At 64.8% G+C, this 21,640-nt stretch carries 19 protein-coding genes and 6 pseudogenes; 8 read left to right on the top strand and 17 right to left on the bottom strand.

Going from position 1 to position 21,640, the window contains the following annotated elements; translation table 11 throughout:
* Positions 1-124: 124 nt before the first annotated feature.
* A pseudogene (locus tag M5I08_RS03845) lies at positions 125-448 on the bottom strand (SUMF1/EgtB/PvdO family nonheme iron enzyme); the annotation flags it as partial.
* 46 nt (positions 449-494) lie between these two features.
* Positions 495-1,448: pseudogene (locus tag M5I08_RS03840) on the bottom strand (LamG domain-containing protein); the annotation flags it as partial.
* Between M5I08_RS03840 and M5I08_RS26540 the strand changes: the two are divergent.
* Positions 1,447-1,527, top strand: a pseudogene (locus tag M5I08_RS26540) (hypothetical protein); the annotation flags it as partial. The pseudogenes M5I08_RS03840 and M5I08_RS26540 overlap by 2 nt on opposite strands.
* 197 nt (positions 1,528-1,724) lie before the next feature.
* On the opposite strand, the gene pstS (M5I08_RS03835) reads toward M5I08_RS26540, so the two are convergent.
* Positions 1,725-2,816: a phosphate ABC transporter substrate-binding protein PstS gene (gene pstS / locus M5I08_RS03835; RefSeq protein ID WP_219070796.1), complete on the bottom strand. Its 1,092-nt coding sequence runs from the start codon at positions 2,814-2,816 to the stop codon at positions 1,725-1,727.
* A 396-nt stretch (positions 2,817-3,212) separates the two neighbouring features.
* Here pstS (M5I08_RS03835) and M5I08_RS03830 point away from each other — a divergent pair, with 396 nt between their 5' ends.
* Complete coding sequence (locus M5I08_RS03830; RefSeq protein WP_249763293.1) at positions 3,213-4,808, top strand: MFS transporter; 1,596 nt, start codon at positions 3,213-3,215, stop codon at positions 4,806-4,808.
* Positions 4,809-4,839: 31 nt separating this feature from the next.
* Here the strand turns inward: M5I08_RS03830 and M5I08_RS03825 are convergent.
* A pseudogene (locus M5I08_RS03825) lies at positions 4,840-5,064 on the bottom strand (IS110 family RNA-guided transposase); the annotation flags it as partial.
* Between the two features lie 340 nt (positions 5,065-5,404).
* The gene (locus M5I08_RS03820; protein ID WP_249762939.1) at positions 5,405-6,652 is read right to left on the bottom strand and encodes an ISL3 family transposase; all 1,248 of its coding nucleotides are present in this window, start codon (positions 6,650-6,652) and stop codon (positions 5,405-5,407) included.
* Positions 6,653-6,750: 98 nt separating this feature from the next.
* Here M5I08_RS03820 and M5I08_RS03815 point away from each other — a divergent pair.
* From M5I08_RS03815 to M5I08_RS03795, 5 genes and pseudogenes are all read left to right on the top strand, one after another.
* Positions 6,751-8,007 (top strand): annotated as a pseudogene (locus tag M5I08_RS03815) (IS110 family RNA-guided transposase); the annotation flags it as partial.
* Between the two features lie 183 nt (positions 8,008-8,190).
* Positions 8,191-8,553 carry a DUF6431 domain-containing protein gene (locus tag M5I08_RS03810; RefSeq protein WP_219070816.1) on the top strand — a complete coding sequence of 121 codons (363 nt, stop codon included), beginning with the start codon at positions 8,191-8,193 and terminating at the stop codon, positions 8,551-8,553.
* 67 nt (positions 8,554-8,620) lie between these two features.
* Entirely contained in the window at positions 8,621-8,791 is a 171-nt protein-coding gene (locus M5I08_RS03805) for a hypothetical protein (RefSeq protein WP_219070817.1), read from the top strand.
* Positions 8,792-9,210: 419 nt separating this feature from the next.
* Positions 9,211-9,763, top strand: a pseudogene (locus M5I08_RS03800) (transposase); the annotation flags it as partial.
* Positions 9,764-9,779: 16 nt separating this feature from the next.
* Positions 9,780-10,319: an SgcJ/EcaC family oxidoreductase gene (locus M5I08_RS03795; RefSeq protein ID WP_219070818.1), complete on the top strand. Its 540-nt coding sequence runs from the start codon at positions 9,780-9,782 to the stop codon at positions 10,317-10,319.
* Between the two features lie 21 nt (positions 10,320-10,340).
* Here M5I08_RS03795 and M5I08_RS03790 read toward each other — a convergent pair whose 3' ends face one another.
* The 3 genes from M5I08_RS03790 to M5I08_RS03780 all read right to left on the bottom strand — a co-directional run bounded on the left by M5I08_RS03790 (position 10,341) and on the right by M5I08_RS03780 (position 13,199).
* Positions 10,341-11,258, bottom strand: a complete 918-nt coding sequence (locus tag M5I08_RS03790) for a transposase (RefSeq protein WP_249763105.1) — start codon at positions 11,256-11,258, stop codon at positions 10,341-10,343.
* Between the two features lie 42 nt (positions 11,259-11,300).
* Positions 11,301-11,756, bottom strand: a complete 456-nt coding sequence (locus M5I08_RS03785) for a transposase domain-containing protein (protein WP_249763104.1) — start codon at positions 11,754-11,756, stop codon at positions 11,301-11,303.
* A 525-nt stretch (positions 11,757-12,281) separates the two neighbouring features.
* Entirely contained in the window at positions 12,282-13,199 is a 918-nt protein-coding gene (locus M5I08_RS03780; RefSeq protein ID WP_219070830.1) for a DUF4436 domain-containing protein, read from the bottom strand.
* Between the two features lie 290 nt (positions 13,200-13,489).
* Between M5I08_RS03780 and pstS (M5I08_RS03775) the strand changes: the two genes are divergently transcribed.
* Positions 13,490-14,590, top strand: a complete 1,101-nt coding sequence (gene pstS / locus M5I08_RS03775; RefSeq protein ID WP_219070831.1) for a phosphate ABC transporter substrate-binding protein PstS — start codon at positions 13,490-13,492, stop codon at positions 14,588-14,590.
* Here the strand turns inward: pstS (M5I08_RS03775) and M5I08_RS03770 are convergent, their stop codons facing one another.
* The 9 genes from M5I08_RS03770 to rplB all read right to left on the bottom strand — a co-directional run bounded on the left by M5I08_RS03770 (position 14,591) and on the right by rplB (position 21,636).
* The gene (locus M5I08_RS03770; RefSeq protein WP_249763292.1) at positions 14,591-15,436 is read right to left on the bottom strand and encodes a formylglycine-generating enzyme family protein; all 846 of its coding nucleotides are present in this window, start codon (positions 15,434-15,436) and stop codon (positions 14,591-14,593) included.
* 46 nt (positions 15,437-15,482) lie between these two features.
* On the bottom strand, positions 15,483-17,828 hold the full coding sequence (locus tag M5I08_RS03765; protein ID WP_249763103.1) for an arylsulfatase: 2,346 nt from the start codon (positions 17,826-17,828) through the stop codon (positions 15,483-15,485).
* Positions 17,829-17,999: 171 nt separating this feature from the next.
* Positions 18,000-18,437 (bottom strand): 30S ribosomal protein S17, encoded by a 438-nt coding sequence (gene rpsQ, locus M5I08_RS03760; protein ID WP_219069261.1) that lies wholly within the window; start codon positions 18,435-18,437, stop codon positions 18,000-18,002.
* Positions 18,437-18,679, bottom strand: a complete 243-nt coding sequence (rpmC, locus tag M5I08_RS03755; RefSeq protein WP_219069259.1) for a 50S ribosomal protein L29 — start codon at positions 18,677-18,679, stop codon at positions 18,437-18,439. Before rpmC ends, rpsQ begins: the two co-directional genes overlap by 1 nt.
* Positions 18,679-19,095: a 50S ribosomal protein L16 gene (gene rplP / locus M5I08_RS03750; protein ID WP_219069257.1), complete on the bottom strand. Its 417-nt coding sequence runs from the start codon at positions 19,093-19,095 to the stop codon at positions 18,679-18,681. The genes rpmC and rplP overlap by 1 nt, the downstream gene beginning before the upstream one ends.
* 3 nt (positions 19,096-19,098) lie before the next feature.
* Positions 19,099-19,944: a 30S ribosomal protein S3 gene (gene rpsC / locus M5I08_RS03745; protein WP_219069255.1), complete on the bottom strand. Its 846-nt coding sequence runs from the start codon at positions 19,942-19,944 to the stop codon at positions 19,099-19,101.
* Entirely contained in the window at positions 19,944-20,486 is a 543-nt protein-coding gene (rplV, locus tag M5I08_RS03740) for a 50S ribosomal protein L22 (protein WP_219069254.1), read from the bottom strand. Before rplV ends, rpsC begins: the two co-directional genes overlap by 1 nt.
* The gene (rpsS, locus tag M5I08_RS03735) at positions 20,483-20,764 is read right to left on the bottom strand and encodes a 30S ribosomal protein S19 (RefSeq protein WP_219069252.1); all 282 of its coding nucleotides are present in this window, start codon (positions 20,762-20,764) and stop codon (positions 20,483-20,485) included. Before rpsS ends, rplV begins: the two co-directional genes overlap by 4 nt.
* Before the next feature lie 29 nt (positions 20,765-20,793).
* Entirely contained in the window at positions 20,794-21,636 is an 843-nt protein-coding gene (rplB, locus tag M5I08_RS03730; RefSeq protein WP_219069250.1) for a 50S ribosomal protein L2, read from the bottom strand.
* Positions 21,637-21,640 lie beyond the last annotated feature (4 nt).

The following is a 21,640-nucleotide window of genomic DNA, read 5'->3' as shown; positions in this document are numbered from 1 at the left end:
GCAAGCCACGCTCGGCCCCGGCCAGATCGACCTGGACAAGCACGGCTACATCCGCTGCCGCTGCCGCCTGACTTTCAATCACGAGTCTCCGGCGCAGTCGACGCCATCAGCTGATCAGGCGGGCAGATCGCTCGGCAATGTCGCTGTCTGGCCCGAACGGACGGCGCCAGCTTGCGCCGGGCGCCCAGACCCACCATTGCCGCCAGTCGCGCAGGTCGACCGGACCTGGCGTCGGACGAAACACCATAGCGCCCGCGCGAAGTTCACTTGGGTCGGCACCCGGGTAGAGCGCGGGATCGATGGGTTGCTCGGCGACCGTCACATACCCTGTCGCGGAGACGAATTCGGCAAACTGAGCATTGGTCACCGGATGCCGTTCCGCAGCGAAGGCCGGCACACTCACCGTGTGGATCGGCGCTTCCTCGGGATAGAAGCTCGTCGACCCCATCCGGAATAATCCGCACGGCAGTTCGACCAGCTCGGTGAGATGAATCTCAGTCACGCGAAAAGGCCAGCGCCAGTTCCTTTTCCAGATCCTGGTACGGCCGCCCAGTTAGATCGATAGTGACCCGGGCGATGGCGCCGCCGGTAAACGTGAACGGCGCCTTGTAGCGGCTGGACACCGCCGAACCGCCGTTGCGCCCGACCGAGATGCCGGCGCCCGCCAATCCGAACGTTCCCGGGTGTGCCATCACATCTGCGAGCGCGCCCACCAGCGTGCCATCGATGAACAGCGTGACCTCACCGAGCGGCGTGTGGCTGTTCTGCACGGTTGCGGTCCGCGAATAGCGAACGCCGAGAAGGTGTCTGCCCAGCAGCAGGGGATCCGACGACGAAATCAGTTGCTGGCGCTCACCGAGGAAGTTGTAGACGTAGTGCAATCGTCCGTCTTGGACGAACAGCACGTGGCCGCCGTGGCCGCCGCCCTGCTTGAACAGCACGCCTTCGGCGCCGGCGGTATCCACGCTCACATCGGCCAGCACCGCGAACGAGCGGCCTCTAATCTCGGCGGCGGCGCCGACGCCGACGTCCGCGCAGTCGGGATAGTAGGTGTAGCTGGGCCTTTCGCCGACCAGGTAAGGCCGGGAGCGTCCCAGCGTTTCAAGGATGTTCAGATCCGACAGCGGCAGGCCGTTGTATTTGCCCGCCTCGGAAAACCACAGCGCCTTCAGCTCTTCCAGCTTCTCGGGGTGCGCGGCAGCCAGGTCGTGGCACTGGCTGCGGTCGGCGTCGATGTGGAAGAGCTCCCATCGATCGGCATCGAAGTGGCCCCAGCCCGCCGGCGTGGCCGCGTGGACAGTGTTGGCAAACCAGCCCTGATGCCAGATGCCGCGGGTGCCGAGCATGGTGTAGAACTGGGTCTGCTTGCCGGTATCGGCAGTCGGATCGGCAAGTGCCGCTTTGAAACTCACGCCGTCCAACGGTTTCTGCGGGATACCCTTGACGGTGTCCGTGATCAAAAAGATCCACGAGGATCACAAGGGCCGTTTGGGTGTCGATCGGCTGGTCGCCAAGCTGGGTCGGCGGCACTCGCCCAGGCGTGTCCGCCGCCTCGCCCGCGCCGCAGGCCTGGCCTGCGTACATCCAAATGGCCGCAACGGCATAATTCAAGTGTCTACGAAAGTGGGGGTACTCCAGTCCTGCCGGTCGGATCATTCGAGCAGCACGGCCGGCCCGACCCCATTTTCACGCCCGCAAGGCGTCCCCCGGAAGGGATATGGAGCTCAACTGATGTTGTTGACGGCGGCGGCAACCCTGGCCTGGAAGTCGACCGGCAATGGGATGTATCCGAGCGGGGTGAGGCCTTGCTGTCCTTCGGTGATGGTGGACTGCATGAACGCCTTCACCGCCTTGCCGACCTCGGCCTCGGGGTATTTCGAACAGACGACTTCGTAGCTGGCCAACAGGATCGGGTAGGCGCCGGGCGTCGTGGTGGTGTAGACCTTCGAGAGGTCGAGCACAAGGTCGTTCCCCTTGCCTTTGACTGTGACGTCCGAGATGGTCTTGCCGATCCAGTCATTGCCGATGTGGACGACTCCGCCCGCCGTCTTGATTCCCGCCACATCGACGTGGTGCTTCATGGCGTACGACCAGTCGTTGTACGTAATCGCGCCCTCGGTGTTTTTGACGGCGTTTGACGTGCCCTCGTTTCCTTGGGCGGACGTCCCCACGCCGCCGTTGAACGTTTTGCCGGCGCCCTTGGTCCAGACGCCGCCAGAGGCAGCCTGGAGGTACTGCTGGAAGTTGTCGCTGGTTCCGGAAGCATCGCTGCGGTAGATGACGTGGATGTCCTCGGCGGGCATGCTTCCGTTCAGCGCGGTGACGGCCGGGTCGTCCCAGCGCGTGATGGCGCCGCTGAAGATCTTGGCGAGCGTGGGTGCGTCGAGGGTGAGGACGTCGGTCGTTTTGACGTTGAAGGTGATCCCTATCGGACCGAAGACGACCGGCAGGTTCCACGCGTCGGCCCCGCCGCAGCGCCGCTTCGCGGCGGCATACTCGTCACCGCTCAGCGGTGAGTCCGAGCCGCCGAAATCGGTCTTGGCGGCAAGAAAGTCCGCCACGCCGGCTCCCGAACCGCTGGCCGTGTAGGCGAGCTGCTTGCCTGAGCATGTTTCCTCGTAGCCCGTGATGAAGTGGTCCATCGCATTGGCTTGAGCGGTCGAACCACTGCCCGTGAGGTCCTGCTTGCCCCCGCAGTCGACCTTGACTCCCTTAGCGTACTTCGGAGGTGTGTCGAGCTGCGCGCATGCCGAGAATACGAGACCGCCCGCCATGAGCAGGCCGTTGGCAACCCGGAATCCGTTGCGCTGCTTCATGTTTGTCTCCTCAAAACAACTTGTCAGCCGCACATCGGCTGCCCGTTTATCGGGCCGGAAATGCCAACGTTGGGGCGCGCTTTGACGCCGCTCGTCGGTTCGAGCATGTCATCGAGCATCAAACGTCACAAAAATATGGACATCTTATCGATCCGAAAGCGAACAACAGGTGAAGCTATCGTCGGGGCTGCTGAATTTGCTATCCGTGTTGGCATCGGTATCCCCGTCTCGGGTCGCTCAATGGCGCTGCAGATCCTGATATCGCTTCGAATTGCGCGAGCTGACGCCGGTGGTCTTCCTCCCTGGCTGTGAATGGAGATCACCACGTCCGCCGAATTCATCCGACCGTCAGCGCCCGTTCAATTAGTCGGGTTAGCGTCTGCGCAGTTGACGCTGGTGAGCGGGGTTGTGCATGCCAGCGAAGCTGCGCACGTGCAGCGTCCGGTGGGCGAGGTCGGTGGCGACGACGACTCTGGGAGAGGTGCCTTAGTGACCGGCGCGCTCAACGAACCGCAGGCGCCGAAGATCAGCGGAAAGACGGTCCAGGAATACATCGACGAGCGGCCCACCTGGTCTGACGGCACGATGTTGCCGACGGCGCCAATGACCGCCATGCAGTTCCGGATCTGGGCGCTGGCCTGCGCGGGCAAGTTTTTCGAGGGCATGGTTGTGTTCATGACCGGAGTGGCCTTGCCGCTGATCTCGATCCAGTTCCACCTGAACGCCGCCGACAAAGGCCTGGTCACCGCGGCCTCTCTGGCGGGCATCCTGGTCGGCGCCTCGGCCCTCGGTGGTTTGGCGGACAGCTATGGACGCAGGTCGATGTTCATCGCGGAGATGATCATCTTCTCCGTCTTCTTGGTGGCGCTGACGTTCGCCCCCAACTTCATCGCGCTGGTCATCTGCCTGTTTGGGGCCGGAACCGCACTGGGCTGTGACTACCCGACCGCGCATATGGTGATCTCGGAGAGCATCGCGACTTCGATGCGGGGACGGCTGGTGCTGAGTGCCTTCGCGTTCCAGGCCGTCGGAGCGTTCTTCGGCACAGCGTTGGGCTTCGGCATCCTGTATGCGAATCCGGACTTGGGCGCATGGCGGATGATGTACGCGGCGGCGATCGTGCCGGCGATCCTTGTCGTCGTCGGGCGCTTGTACATCACGGAGAGTCCCCACTGGCTGGTGTCGAAGGGCCGAACCGAAGACGGTGAGAAGGCCACTTACAGACTGCTCAGGCGCAGCCCGCAGTACCCCAAGGACGTGTCCCTCGGACACTTGGTCCATACGGCCGCGTTCGGCGCGGCTAGCGGCAGCTACCTAGCGCTGTTCAAGAAGAGGAACCGTCGCGCGACGATCCTGGCCTCGGTTCCGTGGTTCCTGCAGGACCTGGGGGTCTACGGCATCGGCATCTTCACACCGACGATTCTGGCCGCCGTCATCGGCAAAGAGTCGAAGTCGCACGCGCTGGCGGACACCATCCACAACGACATCCTGGGCGCCAAGGGCTCGGCCATGATGGACGTGTTATTCGTCTTGGGCGTTATCGTCGCCATTTTCCTGGTGGACAGAGTCGGGCGTATCAAACTGCAGATCGTCGGCTTCATCGGCTGCGCGGTCGGTCTGCTCTTGTCCGGGCTGTCCATCCGTCCGGACGGCAGCAACATCATGTGGTTGCTCTTCCTCGGTTTCACGCTGTTCTACTTCATGGCCAACTTCGGGCCGAACGCCATGACCTATTTGCTTGCGGGCGAAGTCTTTCCCACCGAGGTCCGGGGCAAGGGCGCCGGCTTCGCCGCATCCTTCGCCAAGGTCGGCGCCGTACTGACGGCGTTCCTGTTTCCGATCCTGCTCAAGACCATCGGCACAACGGCGCTGCTATGGGGGCTGGTCGTGTGCTTCCTACTGGGGGCTGTCGTGACCTACCTGTTCCGGATCGAAACCGCGGGAGTGAACCTGGAGGACGTCGGGCGGGAGGACGACCCGGCTCGAACTTGACTTCCCGGAGGCCAGCATCGCATCGAAACGCATCGTAGGCCAGCTGCAACCCCGGGGCATCGAACCGTTGGCCGCGCAACCACAGCTCGTGTTTGCCGGTCCAGGCGGCACCGCCGTAGTCGACGATCCCGTGGCGCAACAGCAACTTCGACAACCGATGCCGGGCGCTCATCAGATCCCCACGACAGTCTTCGCGTGCCTGCACCAAATCCCGCGCCGTCTCCTGCTCGGTGCTGGGGATCGCCACGGCCACAACGGCATTCGGTCAGGGTCTGTAAGTTAAACGGTGTAACGCCTGAGGAAGAAGGAGAGCACGGGAAAATGGGGCCGCGGTCGTCCGGGACGCCGGATTTCCTGTGATGCCCTGAGCTCGTCGGTCAGCATGGTGTTGGGAGCCACCGACAGGAACTGTCGATTGTTGCTATGAGCACGCGGACCAGATTCTTTAAGCCCTGCGGTTCCTCCGGACGGTCGTACCTGGTTGGAAGTTGTTGTGTCCGGAAGGAATTCGAGGAATTGCTGCATGAGCGCTGCGCTGCGCTGGATATCGGCAAGAAGGACCTCAAGAATCTACTGACGTTTCCGTGGGCGGGGTTTCATGCTGCCCGTCCGGGTAGAGAGGGGCACAGGCCGCCTCGGGTGAGCAGCGCCATGGCGATGAGCGCGTCAGGGCTATGAAACCCGTAGGCACGTTTGGTCAGTGCTCGCAGGTGGGTATTGGTGGCTTCGGAGAGGGCATTCGAGAGCCCATGGTCAAGGGTGTTGGCGATCAGATCGCGGTAGCGGCGGATGGTGCGGGCCAGGGCGACGAACTCGGGGATGCGCGAGTGGCTTGCCCACGACAACCAGCCGGCCAGCAGTTGGTGTCCGGCGCGGCCTTTGACTCGAAACACTTCGCGGAGTTGCTCTTTGAGCAGATACGCCCGGTAGAGAGCGCGGTTGGTGTCGGCGATCGCTGCGAGGCTGCTGCGTTGCTCGCCGGTCAAATCGGCCGGGTTTTTGCGGGTTGCCCACATCGCGTGCCGGTCGCGGACACCGGCTTTGGTCATGGTCCGCGCCCGCACCTTGTCTAGCGCTTTGAGCGTCCAGGCCACTACATGGAATGGATCTAGGCAGATCAGCGCCTGCGGGGCACGCGCTCGCACCACGGCGTGGATCCATTCCGCACCGTCGCAGCTGACATGGCTCAACTGCGCGGCGCGTTGGGTTCCCAGCTGGTCAAAGAACGCCCCCAGGGTGTCCTGGTTGCGGCCCTCACGAGCCCACACCAGCCTGCCTGTCGTGTGGTCCACGATCACCGTTAAATAGCGGTGCCCCTTGCGGTACGAAATCTCGTCGATACCGATCCTGGTCAGCCCGACCAGCAGGTCGTTGGTGTCGCGACCGTCGGCGACCACCCGGGTCACGATCGCCGCCACGGTGCGCCACGCTATCCGCAACAGCACGGTCAGCACGCTGAGCGCGGTATGGGCGGCCAGCCATGCGCAGGTGTCCTCGAATGCCCAGGTGTGGCGGGCGCCGGCTCGCGCCCACGGCACATGAGCCACCACCACTCCATGCTCACTGCATTGCACCCGTGGTGCGGCGGCCTGCAGGTATGCCTTGGTGGCGCCCACGTCCAGGGTGCGCCACCGCCGCGAGCTCTCTCCGCCGTCATATCCGGGGCAGCGGCGGCGGCAGCGTGAACAGCGGCTAGTCTGCGAGGCCTTGGGACGCACCGAAAACACCAGCACTTCGCTGCTCACCGGCGTCTTGGCGCGTGAGGTCTCGACCTCTATCGATACGTCCTCGACCACCATGTCTTGGCCACCGAGAGCCCTCGCGAATACCCTGGAATTGCGCAACGCCGTACCCCTTCTTCGTCTTGAACCTCCAACAGTCCAAAACGTAAGCAGGACACGGCGTTGCGCCCAAACCCTTCAGGTCGCAGACCCACAACTATGTCAGAAGAGCCGACCTCAAGGCGTGCGTGCGCGCACCTGGCCCCAAGGGCAAGCGGTCTCGCCGCCAGGAGATCCGCGCCTATGCCACCACCACCAACGCGTTGCTGGAGCTACGGGACTGGCTGATCGCCGAGCGGGTGTCTTTGGTGGTGCTAGAGGCCACTGGCGATGACTGGCGCGGTGCGTTCTACCTGCTGGAGGACGACCTGAACGTGATCCTGCTCAACGCCGCGCACGTCAAAGGGTTGCCTGGGCGCAAAACCGATGTTTGTGATGCTGCTTGGTTGTGTCAGTTGGGTCAGTGTGGGCTGTTGCGGGCCTCGTTCGCGCCGCCCGAGCCGATCCGGCAGCTGCGGGATTTGACCCGCTACCGCACCACGCCGACCGCTGAGCGCAGCCGGAAGGCCCAACGGTTGGAAAAGGAGCTCGAAGACGCCGGGATCAAGCTCTCGTCGGTGGCCACCGACATTCTGGGCGTCTCCGGGCGGGCGATGTTAGCCGCGCTGATCGACGGCCAACGAGACCCGCGGGCGCTGGCCGAGCTGGCCAAGGCTCGGATGCGGCCCAAGATCCCGCCGTTGGTGCAGGCGTTGAACGGCAACTTCGGTGACCATCATGCCTTCCTGTGCCGGCTACACCTGCGACGCATCGACCAGCTCACAGCGGCCATCGGGGAACTATCGGAGCGCGTCGAGGAGCAGATGCACCCTTTCGCCCGCCAGCTTGAGCAGTTGGCGACGATCCCGGGCGTGGGCCAGTGCGTCGCTGAGGTCATCATCGCTGAGACCGGCGCCGACATGAGCCGCTTTCGCACCGCCGCGCACCTGGCGTCGTGGGCCGGGGTGTGCCCGGGCCATCACGAGTCGGCCCGCAAACGCCGATCCGGCAAGACCCGTCACGGCAACCGATGGCTTACCGGAGCGCTGGGCACCGCTGCGATGGCCGCAGCCCGCGCCAAAGACACCACCTACCTCGGGGCCCGATATCAGCGCCTAGCGCCCCGCCTGGGTAAGACGAAAGCCATTGTCGCCATCCAACACTCAATCCTGACCGCGGTCTGGCACATGCTCACCGACGACGTCGACTACGCCGATCTCGGCGGTGACTACTTCGCACGGCTGGATCCCGAACGCGCCATGCGCCGCATCGTCGGCCAAGCCAACGCGCTCGGGTTCACCGTCCTCTTCGAGCCGATCCCGGTGTTGAGCGTCACGGTGTATGACGACCACGGAGGGGTTTGGCGTCAGTGTTCTTGATCAGCTCTGGTGGTCATGGTGTCGCGGTGACTGGGTCGGACCAGGGGCGATTCCGGTAGGGGGCACGCGGTGTGCCGGTGGTTGCGCTGACCCGAGGTGGTTTGCAAGCCTGCAACACCGATCGCCCCTTGTCGATGTCAGCGGGCGAGGAGACTGTGGAATCTATGCCAGGAGCCCATCGCGGTGATCGTCGTTGCCGACCCTCACGAGACCCAGGCGGGGCTGCGCGAAGGGCGAGTGGTGTGCCCGGGCTGTGGTGGGCGGTTCCGCAAGCATGGATTTGCGCGGTCGCGGTCGGTGCGTACCCGCGGCGGTGCACGCCGTCAGTTGCGTCCGGCCCGGGTGCGCTGTATCAACCCGGCCTGCGGCCGCACGCAGGTGCTCCTGCCGGCCTGGTGCGTGCCCGGCCGGGCCGACGACGCCGACACCATCGGATCGGCACTGCTGGCCGCCGCCGCCGGCCAGGGGCATCGATCGATCGCCGAGCGGTTGGGGTGTGCCCGCCGATACGGTGCGTGGCTGGCTGCGCGCGGCACGTACCGGTAGTCCATGGCTTTGCCAGCGCGCCGCCGAGGTGCACAGCCGGGTCAACCTGGCCCGTGAAGACCCCGTCTTGCCTGTAGCGGACCGAACACCGTTGGCGTACGCGGTCGATGCACTGGGTGCTGCCGCGGCGGCCGTCCGGCGCTTCTTCGGCGCCGTTCTGGAGGCCTCGGGATGGCAGCTGATCGTGCTCATCACAGGTGGCCGTCTGCTGCGGCCACCGCCCGACCGGTCCGGCTGAATCCACGGCACCGAAAAATTGGTGAAGTCTGTGTTGTTCACCACACCACCCGGCCTCCCGGGCGCATATTCGCCGACGGCTGGGCGTGTCCCATCGTCAAGCTGACGCCCCAAACCGCACGAAACCGTGTGCACCGTCAGTGTCGCAACCATCCTCAAAATCAGCGTCGCGCAACACCAGGCCGCCTGAGCACCCACACGACTCAATAGAGCGCGACAAGCGCCACATCACCCCGGGAGCCGCGACTCACCGGTTATTTTCGAACCAGGCACCTCGTTCCCGGTCGAATTCGGATACCGTTGCTGGTGACGGAGCCGGAATAACCCGCCTCGCTTGCCCGTGCTGACGCGGGTCGCGTCCGCGCCCTGCGCGCCAGGGTGGTGCTGACCATCGTGTTCGTCGTGCCCGGGACGTCGTGCGCCCGGGCATTATCGGCCGCGGTGCGCAAGGTATTCGACACCAAGGCGCTGATCCAAGATGCACCCTGCATAAGCGCCGCAACCTAGCGGAGCATCTGCCCGACACGGAAGACTAGGTAGATGCCAAGCTAGCCAAGGAATTTGGTCATCCAGACCCCGACCAAGGGCCGCGCAACGCCAAAGCCCTTGCCGCGCAACTTGACAAAAGCTATCCCAGCGCGGCGGCGTCACTGCGCGAAGGGCTGGAGGAGATGTTCACCGTCTCTCTGGGCATCGACGGCCGGCTCGCCAAGCCGCTCACCAGGAGTAACCCTGTCGAATCAATGATTTCGATCGCCCGGACCACCAACCCCGACGTCACCCGCTGGCGCGACGGGCAGATGGTGCTGCCGAACGATCCTTCCGCCGCATCAAGGGCTACAAGCAGATGGCCCAGCTCGTCGAGGCCCTGCGCCGACACGCCCATCCCCAGTCGACACAGCCGCCTAGAGTTCACCATGGATCGTCACCCAAATTCCACGAGACTCGGGACATGCCCTCGTACAACTCCTGAAAGAAAGCGTGAAGCCATGCGTAATAGGATCCATGCGCTAGCGGCTGGATTGACGGTGCTGGTAGCGCTGGCGACACCCGGGTGCTCAGCGAATCAGGCGTCACCCACCCCGCCACAACAACCGCCCGCCATCACACAGCCGCTTGCTTCGCCACCCGCACTACCCAGCCAAGACGAGATCGCCGCGCTGTTCGATCAATGGAACGCCGCGTTGGCTACCGGCGATCCAGAGAAGGTGGCCGACCTGTATGCTCCGAACGCGGTGTTGCTGCCCACGATGTCCAACCAGATCCGTACCACCCGTGCTGAAATCGTGGACTACTTCACGCATTTTCTGGAGAGCAAACCGCGGGGCAGCATCGACCGCGCGGTCATCACCGTGATCGATCCGCAGACCGCGATCAACACCGGCATCTATACATTCGAGTTGATCCGGGATGGTCAGCTACAAAACATCCAGGCGCGCTACACCTTCGCCTACCAGAAGCAGAATGGCAAGTGGTTGATCGTCAACCACCACTCGTCGACGATGCCCGAGCCGGTCCCCGCCCGCTAGGTTAGGCTCAATGCCAGGAAGTTAAGGCCCGAGGGCTCTGGTCAAGCATTTCGGTTGGCGTGTCGCGGCTTTCGGTTCGGGGTCGTTGATGGCGACGGTGAGGCTGGTGATCGGGGTGCTGCGTTCGGGCCGGTAGGGGTCCTTCTTGTGGTATTTCGAGAGCGGGGATTTGACCTTGCGGACGCTGGTGCGGGGCCGTCGGGGCGAGAGCGGGTCGTCGAGGACGGCGCGGCCGATGTCACCGACGAGGTCGACGTCGTCGGGGATGATGTTTCCGGCGGTGACGAGCTGGTCTTTGGCTGTTTCCAGGGCGGTGGTGAAGCTGGCCCGGTCGGGGTCGGCGCCGGGGACGGATTCGATCGCGTCCAGCATGGCGATGCGCAGCGCCTGGTAGAGCGCGGGCAGGCCCCACATCTCCTGGGTCAGCCCGCCCGGGTCGCCGGATCGCAGCACCCGGTGTTGGCAGAGGGTGTGCCGCAGCGCCAGGTAGGCGATCTCGTGTTCCCACCGTTGGTGATAGAGCGCGATCAGCGCCGCGGCGGGATACCGGCGCGGATCGAGCAGGGTGGCGGCCGGCCGGTAGGTCGCGGTGTAGCGGGTGCCGTCGGCGCAGGTGACGGTGACCTCGGCGGTGATGATCCGCACCGTCAGTGTCTTCGATGCGGCGATTGTGGACAGGTAGGAGCCGTCGCGGAGGCGAGTCAGCACCGGCAGGCGGCGGGTGGCGCACAGCCGGGTCAGGAACGCGGCGCCGGCGCCGGTCACCTCGGTGAGGAAGTCGCCAGCGTCAAAGCCGCGGTCGCACAGCACCAGCATGGTGTCGTCGAGCAGGTGCAGCAGCCTGCGCGCGTAGTCGGTCTCCCCGGTCGCGGGCGGCCCGAACACCGCGCCGAGCAGGGCGCGGGTGCCGGTCTCGACCAGCGTCATCAGCTCCGCCACCGGATACCCGGTGACCCCGCGCGCAGCGTTCAGCTTGCCCAGCTAAGGACCGGTTCGCCGCGGTGTCGGGGACTTTGGCCGAGACACAGCCGTCGAAGGCCACCGTTCGGCCAGCACCTCGAACAGCGCCTGCACCGGCGCCGGGCCGAGGCGGCGCCGCAGGGCGCGCAGCGCCGTGGCCGAGGGCGCCGCCGATCCCGGATCCAGGGCGCAGGTCAGCTTGTCCCACACCTTGCGGTATCCCAGCCCGGGGTATAGGCCCAGCGCCAGATCGAAATACACCCCCACCCGCGACGGCAGCTCCCGCAACCGCCGCTCGGCGGCCCGGGCCTGCTCCAACACCGAATCCACCAACTCGAACGGCGCCTGCCGGGTCAGCTCACCCAGGTGCCCGGGCGCGAACACGCCAGCCGCGACGGTGACCGTCCTGGTCACGGTCTCGACAACCCGCCTCAACGCGGCGCGGGCATCACGCCCGGCCCCGGGCTCGACGGGCATGGCACAATCCCGGCATCGCGGCTCCTCGGTAGAACGTGATCTTGGCGATCGTTCTTCTACCAGGAGCCGCACCTATCTCACCGCAACAGCCCCAAATGCCCCGCATGTCGCGCTTGACGCAACAGTCACACCCTTAACTTCCTGGCATTGAGGCTAAGCTGCCTCGACAGAAGGCTCAACGACGCTCACGAGTGCGGAATCTGGGTGCACACGCGGACTGCCAATCGGTATACATGCGCGTTTGCTGCGGCGGCTAACGTTGGCGCGTTCGGCGTATCGAGTCCGACTATGTCGATAGGGTTTGTCGCGCTAGCCTGCGCTGGACGGGTCCGGAAGCGCTGCGGTATCGACTGCGGCATTTGGCGGCCATCGCCATCCCCGGGCGATGCGGCCGCGTCCCGCCGGCATGCAGATGTCCCCGCCTCTATCGGGTGCAACAGGCGAGCCACGCGGCCGGCACGGCGACCTGCCCGCGGACTCGTCGGATCCCGGTGAAACACCTGCCACGGTTCATAAGGCGCGGCGTCAGTCCCCGTGCCGGACCCAGGAGTAGACGTACAAGGCCGTCGCCGTCGCCAAGGCGAGCAGTACCCACTGCACCAGGGCCTGGTCGATCATGGAACCGGCCGGTGGGGCGCCGGGAAGGATGTTGCGCAGCGGAACGATGGCGAACAGGTTCGCGGCATACCAGGTGGCGAACGGCGGCACGAACTTTCTTCGGCCCATTGCCATCGGAATGGCCACCAACAACGCCAACGTCGGCAGGGTCACCAGGACCATGATGATGCCCAAGTCGAAGATCAGCGGGCCCTTGGCCCGCTGCAGGGTGATCACCACGCTGCTGTTGTTGTGGCCGCCGGTTTCGCTTTTATCGGTATTGCGCTTGACTGCCGCGTCCCAGCCGTCCATCGATCCGGTCACCTGGACAACGGCGGGCATCCGTTCGCGCTCAGCGCCAGTCCCGACGAACACATCGGCCGACTGTGGCTCGGTGCGGTAGGAGTCGAACGGCCAGCTGCCTGGATTGCCGTGCGCCTCGATCGTGGTGTTGACCTGTGCCGGCGCTTTGCCTTTCGGGAATTGCAGGTCTCCCAAGTCGTTAGCTGGGTACAGCCGCACGGCGATGTCGGTGCTCAACTCGTCGAAACGCTTGTCGTACAGCGAGTCACCCGGATAGATGAGCACGTTCACCGTGAGGCGATTCGTCGTGGGCTTCAGCTCTTGAAGGCGTATCTGCACCACGGTCTCGTCCGGCCCGGCCTGGCTCAGGTCGAGCGGCGGGAGCGGGCCCTCTGACCGTTGTAATGCGCGGAAGCCGAGCAGCGATAGGCCGTAGGCGGCGAAGAAAGTCAGCAGGATCGCCAGACCGATCACGATGCCGCGTCGCGACTGCTTCTCCGTCCGCGGCGACGGTGGCGCTGTGGGTGGAGCGTCGACGCTCATAGATCGCTACCGTAAAGTCGCGGCAGTCGGCGTAGCACGGGGTCAGGTTAGCGAATACCGATGCCCGCCGCGCGGTCGAGTAACTTTGCCCGGCAAGACTCTGGAAACCTGTCACTCGTTGGTCGCCAATCGGTAACTCGCAGTTCAAGATCGCTGGGGCTAGCGAAATTTCGACGCCGAAACCACGGGGTGGGACGGGCCTTGACCTGTTAATCTGATGTTTGTTTGCAGGCAGGTTCGGCTGGCTACAATTGTCGACACGTATCGACTTACGGGGTGAGGCACACACCATGAAGGGCAAGCCACTAGTCGCCGCCGCGAGTTTGCTGGCTGCGGGCAGCATCGTGCTGTCGGGGTGCGAGGTTCCGCACACCAGCATGGCCTCCGCCAACGAGGTCGTGACCTGCGGCGGCAAGGCGGCGATCAACGCCAGCGGGTCGACGGCGCAAGCCAACGCGATGAACTCATTCGTCAGTGCTTACAGCAGGTCCTGCCCCGGACGCACGCTGAACTACACTCCGAACGGATCGGGCAACGGAGTCAGCGATTTCCTCGCGGGCAAGAGCGATTTCGCCGGATCGGACATTCCGCTGGCCGAAGACCAGTACGCCTCCGCCAAACGGCGATGCGGCGGCGCCGACGCCTGGAACCTGCCGGTGGTGTTCAGCCCGCTGGCCATCACCTACAACCTGTACAACGTCGACTTCTTGGTGCTCGACGCGCACACGCTGGCCGGGATCTTCAACGGCAGCATCACGCGGTGGGACGACCCGGCCATCATCGCGCTGAACGCGTCGACGCCCCCGGAGGACATCAAGGTCGTCTACCGCAGCGATAAATCCGGCAGCACCGCCAACTTCCAGGCCTACCTTCAGTCAGCAGCCACCAAAACCTGGACCCAGGGCGGCGGCGAGGAGTTCAAAGGCGGCGTGGGCACCGGCGCCAAAGGCAACGACGGCACCTCGGCGATGGTGAAGAACACCAAGGGCGCGGTCACGTATAACGAGCTTTCCTTCGCGATGAACGAGGGACTTTCCGCCGCCGAGATCAAAACCCCGGGAAGCCGCAAGTCGAGACGCCCGGTGCGCATCGGCACTGACTCGGTCGGCAAGACCATCACCGAGGCCAAGTTCGTCGGCAAAGGCAACAACCTGGTGCTCGACCTGTCGTCGTCTTATAACACCACCCAAGATGACGTGTACCCGATCACGATGGTCACCTACGAAGTCGTCTGCTCCAAGTACCCCGACCCCGCGACCGGGCAAGCGGTCAAAGCGGCACTGCAGGCGACGCTGGGCCCCGGCCAGATCGACCTGGACAAGCACGGCTACATCCCGCTGCCGCCTGACTTTCAATCACGAGTCTCCGGCGCAGTCGACGCCATCAGCTGATCAGGCGGGCAGATCGCTCACGCATCGGAACCCGATGTGGGTGGTGGCGGTGTCCTGCGACTGCGGTGACCGCGCGGCAGGCCGATACCGGTGGCAGTACTCCGGCGCGCACAGGTGCGAGCCGCCCTTGAGCGTCTGCGCGATGGCCGGATTCGCGGGCCCCGACGGCGCACAGCAAGCGTTCGGCGGCCGATCCAGTCGGTGATGGGCCGAGAATTCGGTGGCCGTCCATTCCCAAACATTGCCGATCATGTCGACAAGGCCGAACTTGTTCGGTGCAAACGCACCGACGGGCGAGGTCCCGGCCCAGCCGAGTGCACCGTCATTGCGGTAAGGGAACCTGCCCTGCCAGGTGTTGGCCATCAACTTTCCGCCGGGCTTTTCCTGGTCGCCCCACGCATACGTGGTGCTGGCTCCACCGCGAGCGGCGTACTCCCACTCGGCTTCGGTCGGCAGCCGCCGGCCGGCCCAGCGCGCATATGCCGCGGCATCGGGGTAGGCCACCTGCACGACGGGATGGTCGGGCCGGTCGGCAATGTCGCTGTCTGGCCCGAACGGATGGCGCCAGCTTGCGCCGGGCGCCCAGACCCACCATTGCCGCCAGTCGCGCAGGTCGACCGGACCTGGCGTCGGACGAAACACCATAGCGCCCGCGCGAAGCTCGCTTGGGTCGGCACCCGGGTAGAGCGCGGGATCGATGGGTTGCTCGGCGACCGTCACATACCCTGTCGCGGAGACGAATTCGGCAAACTGAGCATTGGTCACCGGATGCCGTTCCGCAGCGAAGGCCGGCACACTCACCGTGTGGATCGGCGCTTCCTCGGGATAGAAGCTCGTCGACCCCATCCGGAATAATCCGCACGGCAGTTCGACCAGCTCGGTGAGATGAATCTCAGTCACGCGAAAAGGCCAGCGCCAGTTCCTTTTCCAGATCCTGGTACGGCCGCCCAGTTAGATCGATAGTGACCCGGGCGATGGCGCCGCCGGTGAACGGCGCCTTGTAGCGGCTGGACACCGCCGAACCGCCGTTGCGCCCGACCGAGATGCCGGCGCCCGCCAATCCGAACGTTCCCGGGTGTGCCATCACATCTGCGAGCGTGCCCACCAGCGTGTCATCGATGAACAGCGTGACCTCACCGAGCGGCGTGTGGCTGTTCTGCACGGTTGCGGTCCGCGAATAGCGAACGCCGAGAAGGTGTCTGCCCAGCAGCAGGGGATCCGACGACGAAATCAGTTGCTGGCGCTCACCGAGGAAGTTGTAGACGTAGTGCAATCGTCCGTCTTGGACGAACAGCACGTGGCCGCCGTGGCCGCCGCCCTGCTTGAACAGCACGCCTTCGGCGCCGGCGGTATCCACGCTCACATCGGCCAGCACCGCGAACGAGCGGCCTCTAATCTCGGCGGCGGCGCCGACGCCGACGTCCGCGCAGTCGGGATAGTAGGTGTAGCTGGGCCTTTCGCCGACCAGGTAAGGCCGGGAGCGTCCCAGCGTTTCAAGGATGTTCAGATCCGACAGCGGCAGGCCGTTGTATTTGCCCGCCTCGGAAAACCACAGCGCCTTCAGCTCTTCCAGCTTCTCGGGGTGCGCGGCAGCCAGGTCGTGGCACTGGCTGCGGTCGGCGTCGATGTGGAAGAGCTCCCATCGATCGGCATCGAAGTGGCCCCAGCCCGCCGGCGTGGCCGCGTGGACAGTGTTGGCAAACCAGCCCTGATGCCAGATGCCGCGGGTGCCGAGCATGGTGTAGAACTGGGTCTGCTTGCCGGTATCGGCAGTCGGATCGGCAAGTGCCGCTTTGAAACTCACGCCGTCCAACGGTTTCTGCGGGATACCCTTGACGGTGTCCGGTGGGGTGAGCCCCAGCAGCTCGTAGACGGTCGGGGTGATATCGCAAACACTGACATAGTTGTCCCGGACCTCGCCGTGTGCGGCAATGCCGTTAGGCCAGGAGATGATCGCCGTATCGGCGATACCGCCCTCGTGCGAGGCGTAGCGTTTGTACAGCTTGTAGGGCGTGTTGAAGGCCATCGCCCATCCGATCGGGTAATGGTTGTAGGTCTGCGGCCCACCGAGGTGGTCGAACAGCTTCATGCTTTCTTCGACGGTGTCGATGTAGCCGTTGAAGAACTTGCCCTCGTTCACCGATCCATTCGGACCGCCCTCACCGCTGGCGCCGTTGTCGGAGATCACCACGATGATCGTGTTGTCCAGCTGGCCCGATTCCTCGAGATAGTCCAGGATTCGGCCGATCTGGGCATCGGTGTAGCTCAAAAAGCCGGCGAACACTTCGGCCATCCGGCTGAACAGCATCTTCTCGTCGTCGTTCAACGACTCCCATGGCCGTACCGTGTCTTGCAGCGGCCATGGCTGGCCGTCCGGTCCCTTGACGTCGAGGTAGGGGTTCATTTCAGACAGCTCGGTGTCCTGCGGCACGATCCCAAGAGATTTCTGCTTTTCCAGCACAATCTCGCGGTAGCGCTCGTAGCCCATGTCGAACTTGCCGGCGTAGCGGTCCGCCCACTCTTTGAAGACGTGATGCGGGGCATGCCCGGCGCCGGGGCAAACATAGCTGAACCACGGTTTGTCGGGCGCGATCACCTTGGCGTCCCGGATGAACTCAATCGTCTTGTCGGCGATGTCCTTCGACAGGTGGTAGCCGTCCTCGGGCCCCCCGGGCGGCAGCACCGGATGGTTGTCATAGACCAGGTCGGGATACCACTGGTCGGTCTCGCCGCCCATGAAGCCGTAGAACCGCTCGAAGCCACGTGACGTCGGCCAGTGTCGCTTGGTGGCAGCGAGATTCGATTCCTCAAGTGGCGTCAGGTGCCACTTGCCGACGCAGTAAGTGTTGTAGCCCTGTTCGGCCAAGACCTCTGACAGCAAGGCCGTTTCAACCGGTATCCGACCGTTGGAATTGGGGAAGCCCTCGGTGAACTCTTCGATCATGGCCATGCCGACGGTGGTGGCGTTGCGGCCGGTCAGCAACGCCGCCCGCGTCGGTGAGCACAGTGCCGTGGTGTGAAATTGCGACAGGCGCACTCCGCGCTCGGCGATGCGCGTCATCGCCGGCATCTCGACCAGGCCGCCAAAGCAGTCCCACGTCGCGATGCCGGTGTCGTCCCACACCAGATACAGGATGTTGGGAGCGTCCTGCGGCGCGGTGGGCGCGGCGAACGGACCCCAATCCGGCTCGGAATCACGGATGTCGAGTTCGATCTTGCCGTTGAACTCGGTCGCCATCGCTGGGGCCTCACTCTCGTAGTGCACCTCCGAGACGTGCGGATGCGACTATACCCCGCCGCCCTGGAGGTACCACCCCCTTGCGGGGGAACGCAAAAATCCCCGGAACACCCAGGTTTTGGGGGCTTTTGTGACTGGTGGCCGGTTAGGCCCGGCAAACACCGCTGGAGGTTACTTGGCTTTCTCGAGGATGTCGACGAGCCGCCAGCGCTTCGTCGCCGACAGTGGACGCGTCTCCATCAGCGAGACGCGGTCGCCGATGCCGGCTATGCCATTCTCGTCGTGTGCCTTGACCTTCTTGGTGGTCCGGATGATCTTGCCGTACAGCGGGTGACGTACCCGGTCTTCCAGCTCGACGACGATGGTCTTGTGCATCTTGTCGCTCACCACGTAACCGATGCGGGTCTTACGCTGACCGCGCGGCTTCGGGGTGCGCGGTGTGTGCTTGGGGCCTCGAGCATGGCCCGGCCTCTCAGCGGGCCGCTGACGGCCCGCATCGTCGCCGGGCGTACCGCCCTCGGTGCCTTGCATTGCGGCAGCCTTCTCCGGGGCGGCTTCCGCTGATGCCTTCTTCGCCGCAGACTCCTGCGGGGTGTTCGCCTCTGCCATTACGATTCCTCACTCGCTGCGCCATCGGGGCCCGACGCCAGGCCGAGTTCACGCTCCCGTAGCACGGTGTAGATGCGCGCAATCTGCTGGCGCACGACGCGGAGTCGACGATTGTTGTTGAGCTGGCCGGTCGCCATCTGGAAACGCAGGTTGAACAGCTCTTCCTTGGATTCGCGTAGCCGCTCGACCAGCTCGTCGTCAGTAAGCTCGCGCAGTTCGCCAGGGGAAACTCCCACTGCCATCAGAACTGCTCCTCTCGGGTGATGATGCGCGCCTTGATCGGCAGCTTGTGGATTGCTCGAGTCAGTGCGGCCCGCGCGACCGATTCGTTCGGGTAACTCAGCTCGAAGAGCACGCGGCCCGGCTTGACGTTGGCGATCCACCACTCCGGAGAGCCCTTACCGGAACCCATCCGGGTCTCTGCCGGCTTTTTGGTCAGCGGGCGGTCCGGGAAGATGTTGATCCACACCTTGCCGCCACGTTTGATGTGCCGGTTGATGGCGATACGCGCGGCCTCGATCTGGCGGTTGGTGACGTACGCATGCTCCAGCGCCTGGATCCCGTAGTCGCCGAAACTCACCTGCGTGCCGCCGCTGGCGATCCCGCGCTGCCGCGGATGGTGCTGTTTACGGTGCTTGACCTTGCGGGGAATCAACATGGTTCAGCTCTCCGTGCTCTGCGTCTCGAGGGTAGCCTCGTCAGCCGGCGGCGCGGCCTGTGAGATCGAAGCTTCCTCAGCGCCCGACGCGGCGCGTCCGGCCTCGGTGCTGGTCGCCGTCGTGCCAGCGGCGCCACTACGGCGCGGACGGGTGCCCGACGGCCGCTCACGGCGGGGACGCTCGGCACCGGCGACCGACGGAGCGACCAGTTCGCGTTTGCCGCCAACGATGTCGCCCTTGTAGATCCACACCTTCACGCCGATGCGGCCGAAGGTGGTCCTGGCCTCATACAGCCCGTAGTCGATGTCGGCGCGCAACGTGTGCAGCGGCACGCGGCCTTCGCGGTAGAACTCCGAGCGGCTCATCTCCGCTCCGCCGAGCCGGCCCGAGCACTGCACCCGGATGCCCTTGACGCCTGCCTGACGCATGGCCGACTGAATGGCTTTGCGCATCGCGCGCCGGAAAGCCACCCGGTTGCTCAACTGCTCTGCGACACCCTGTGCGACTAGTTGTGCTTGCGACTCAGGGTTTTTCACTTCCAGGATGTTGAGCTGAACCTGCTTTTTGGTCAGCTTTTCCAGGTCGGCACGGATACGGTCGGCCTCGGTGCCGCGGCGGCCGATGACGATACCCGGCCGCGCGGTGTGGATGTCCACTCGAACCCGGTCCCGGGTTCGTTCGATCTCGACGTCGGCAATCCCGGCGCGTTCCAAACCGGTGGACAGCAGCCGACGGATGGCCACGTCCTCCTTGACGTATTCGGCGTACTGCTTGTCCGCATACCACCGCGACTTCCAGTCGGTGGTGATGCCGAGACGGAATCCGTGCGGATTGATCTTCTGGCCCACTACTGCGAGCCTCCCTTCGTTTCCGACGTCGTTTCGGTCCCAGCGGACTTCGCGGCGGACGTCTTCTTTGCCGGCGCCTTCTCGGCGGTTGCCTTCTTGCCCGGTGCGCTCCCCGCAGCAGCCTTGCTGGCCTGAGCGCGGCGGGCGCGGGCCGCGCTCGCAGATTGCGAACCGCGCGCGTCCTTGGTCGGCCGGCTTTCCACCACCACAGTGATGTGGCTGGTACGCCTGCGAATTCGGAACGCGCGGCCCTGAGCGCGCGGACGAATCCGTTTGGCAGTCGGACCGTCGTCGGCGTAGACGGAGGCCACCACCAGAGTCGCCGGGTCCAAGCCGTCGTTGTTCTGGGCGTTGGCGGCGGCGCTCGCGATGACCTTGGCCACCGGCAGGCTGGCCGCCTGCGGCGCCCAGCGCAGAATGTCCAGCGCCTCCGCTACCGACTTGCCGCGCACCAGGTTGATCACCCGGCGCGCCTTGCTCGGCGATACGCGCACGAACCGTGCCTTGGCTACCGCAGATGGGAATTCAGTCGGGGCGCTCATCGCCGCTTGGCCTTCCGGTCGTCCTTGATGTGTCCCTTGAAGGTGCGTGTCGCCGCGAACTCGCCCAGCTTGTGGCCCACCATCGACTCGGTAATGAACACCGGCACGTGCTTGCGGCCGTCGTGGACCGCGAACGTGTGTCCGATGAAGTCGGGAATGATGGTCGACCGGCGCGACCAGGTCTTGATGACCTGCTTGGTGTTCTTCTCGTTCTGAACGTCGACCTTCTTCAACAGATGGTCGTCGACGAACGGACCCTTCTTAAGGCTGCGTGGCATTTACTGGCTCCTGGCTATTTCCGAATTTCCTAGCGCCCGTGCTTCTTGCCGGTGCGCCGGCGTCGGACGATGAGCTTGTCGCTGGGCTTGTGGCTCTTGCGGGTACGCCCCTCGGGCTTACCCCACGGGCTGACCGGGTGACGACCACCGGAGGTCTTGCCCTCACCACCGCCGTGCGGATGGTCCACCGGGTTCATCACCACACCACGCACCGACGGCCGCTTGCCCTTCCAGCGCATCCGCCCGGCCTTGCCCCAGTTGATGTTGGCCTGCTCGGCGTTACCCACCTCGCCGACGGTGGCGCGACAGCGCACGTCGACACGACGGATCTCACCGCTGGGCATCCGTAGGGAAGCGTAAGTCCCTTCCTTGCCGAGCAATTGAATGCTCGACCCAGCCGAGCGAGCGAGCTTGGCACCGCCGCCCGGCCGAAGCTCCACGGCGTGGATCAAGGTACCGGCCGGAATATTGCGCAGTGGCAGGCTGTTGCCGGGCTTGATATCAGCGTTGGCACCGGACTCGACTACGTCGCCCTGCGAAAGTCCTTGCGGGGCAATGATGTAGCGCTTTTCGCCGTCCAGGTAGTGCAGCAGCGCGATGTTCGCGGTGCGGTTGGGGTCGTACTCGATGTGCGCGACCTTCGCGTTGACGCCGTCCTTGTCGTTGCGACGAAAGTCAACCACCCGGTAAGCCCGCTTATGTCCGCCGCCCTTGTGCCGGGTGGTGATGCGGCCGTGCGCATTGCGACCGCCGCGACCGTGCAATGGGCGGACCAACGACTTCTCTGGGGTGGATCGAGTGATCTCGGCGAAATCGGAGACGCTGGCACCGCGGCGGCCCGGAGTCGTCGGCTTGTACTTGCGAATTCCCATGTCT

The sequence above is a fragment of the Candidatus Mycobacterium methanotrophicum genome (assembly GCF_023515995.1).
GTDB classification, from domain to species: Bacteria; Actinomycetota; Actinomycetes; order Mycobacteriales; family Mycobacteriaceae; genus Mycobacterium; species Mycobacterium methanotrophicum.
Note: the sequence above shows the minus strand (reverse complement) of the source record. Positions and strands in the feature narration are given on the sequence as shown.

Bases quoted from the DNA above. Each gene is read 5' to 3' on its own strand.
- pstS (WP_219070796.1), bottom strand. From the start codon at position 2,816: ATGAAGCAGCGCAACGGATTCCGGGTTGCCAACGGCCTGCTCATGGCG.
- M5I08_RS03795 (WP_219070818.1), top strand. From the start codon at position 9,780: ATGCGTAATAGGATCCATGCGCTAGCGGCTGGATTGACGGTGCTGGTA.
- M5I08_RS03785 (WP_249763104.1), bottom strand. From the start codon at position 11,756: ATGCCCGTCGAGCCCGGGGCCGGGCGTGATGCCCGCGCCGCGTTGAGG.
- M5I08_RS03780 (WP_219070830.1), bottom strand. From the start codon at position 13,199: ATGAGCGTCGACGCTCCACCCACAGCGCCACCGTCGCCGCGGACGGAG.
- pstS (WP_219070831.1), top strand. From the start codon at position 13,490: ATGAAGGGCAAGCCACTAGTCGCCGCCGCGAGTTTGCTGGCTGCGGGC.
- M5I08_RS03770 (WP_249763292.1), bottom strand. From the start codon at position 15,436: ATGGGGTCGACGAGCTTCTATCCCGAGGAAGCGCCGATCCACACGGTG.
- M5I08_RS03765 (WP_249763103.1), bottom strand. From the start codon at position 17,828: ATGGCGACCGAGTTCAACGGCAAGATCGAACTCGACATCCGTGATTCC.
- rpsQ (WP_219069261.1), bottom strand. From the start codon at position 18,437: ATGGCAGAGGCGAACACCCCGCAGGAGTCTGCGGCGAAGAAGGCATCA.
- rpmC (WP_219069259.1), bottom strand. From the start codon at position 18,679: ATGGCAGTGGGAGTTTCCCCTGGCGAACTGCGCGAGCTTACTGACGAC.
- rplP (WP_219069257.1), bottom strand. From the start codon at position 19,095: ATGTTGATTCCCCGCAAGGTCAAGCACCGTAAACAGCACCATCCGCGG.
- rplV (WP_219069254.1), bottom strand. From the start codon at position 20,486: ATGAGCGCCCCGACTGAATTCCCATCTGCGGTAGCCAAGGCACGGTTC.
- rpsS (WP_219069252.1), bottom strand. From the start codon at position 20,764: ATGCCACGCAGCCTTAAGAAGGGTCCGTTCGTCGACGACCATCTGTTG.
- rplB (WP_219069250.1), bottom strand. From the start codon at position 21,636: ATGGGAATTCGCAAGTACAAGCCGACGACTCCGGGCCGCCGCGGTGCC.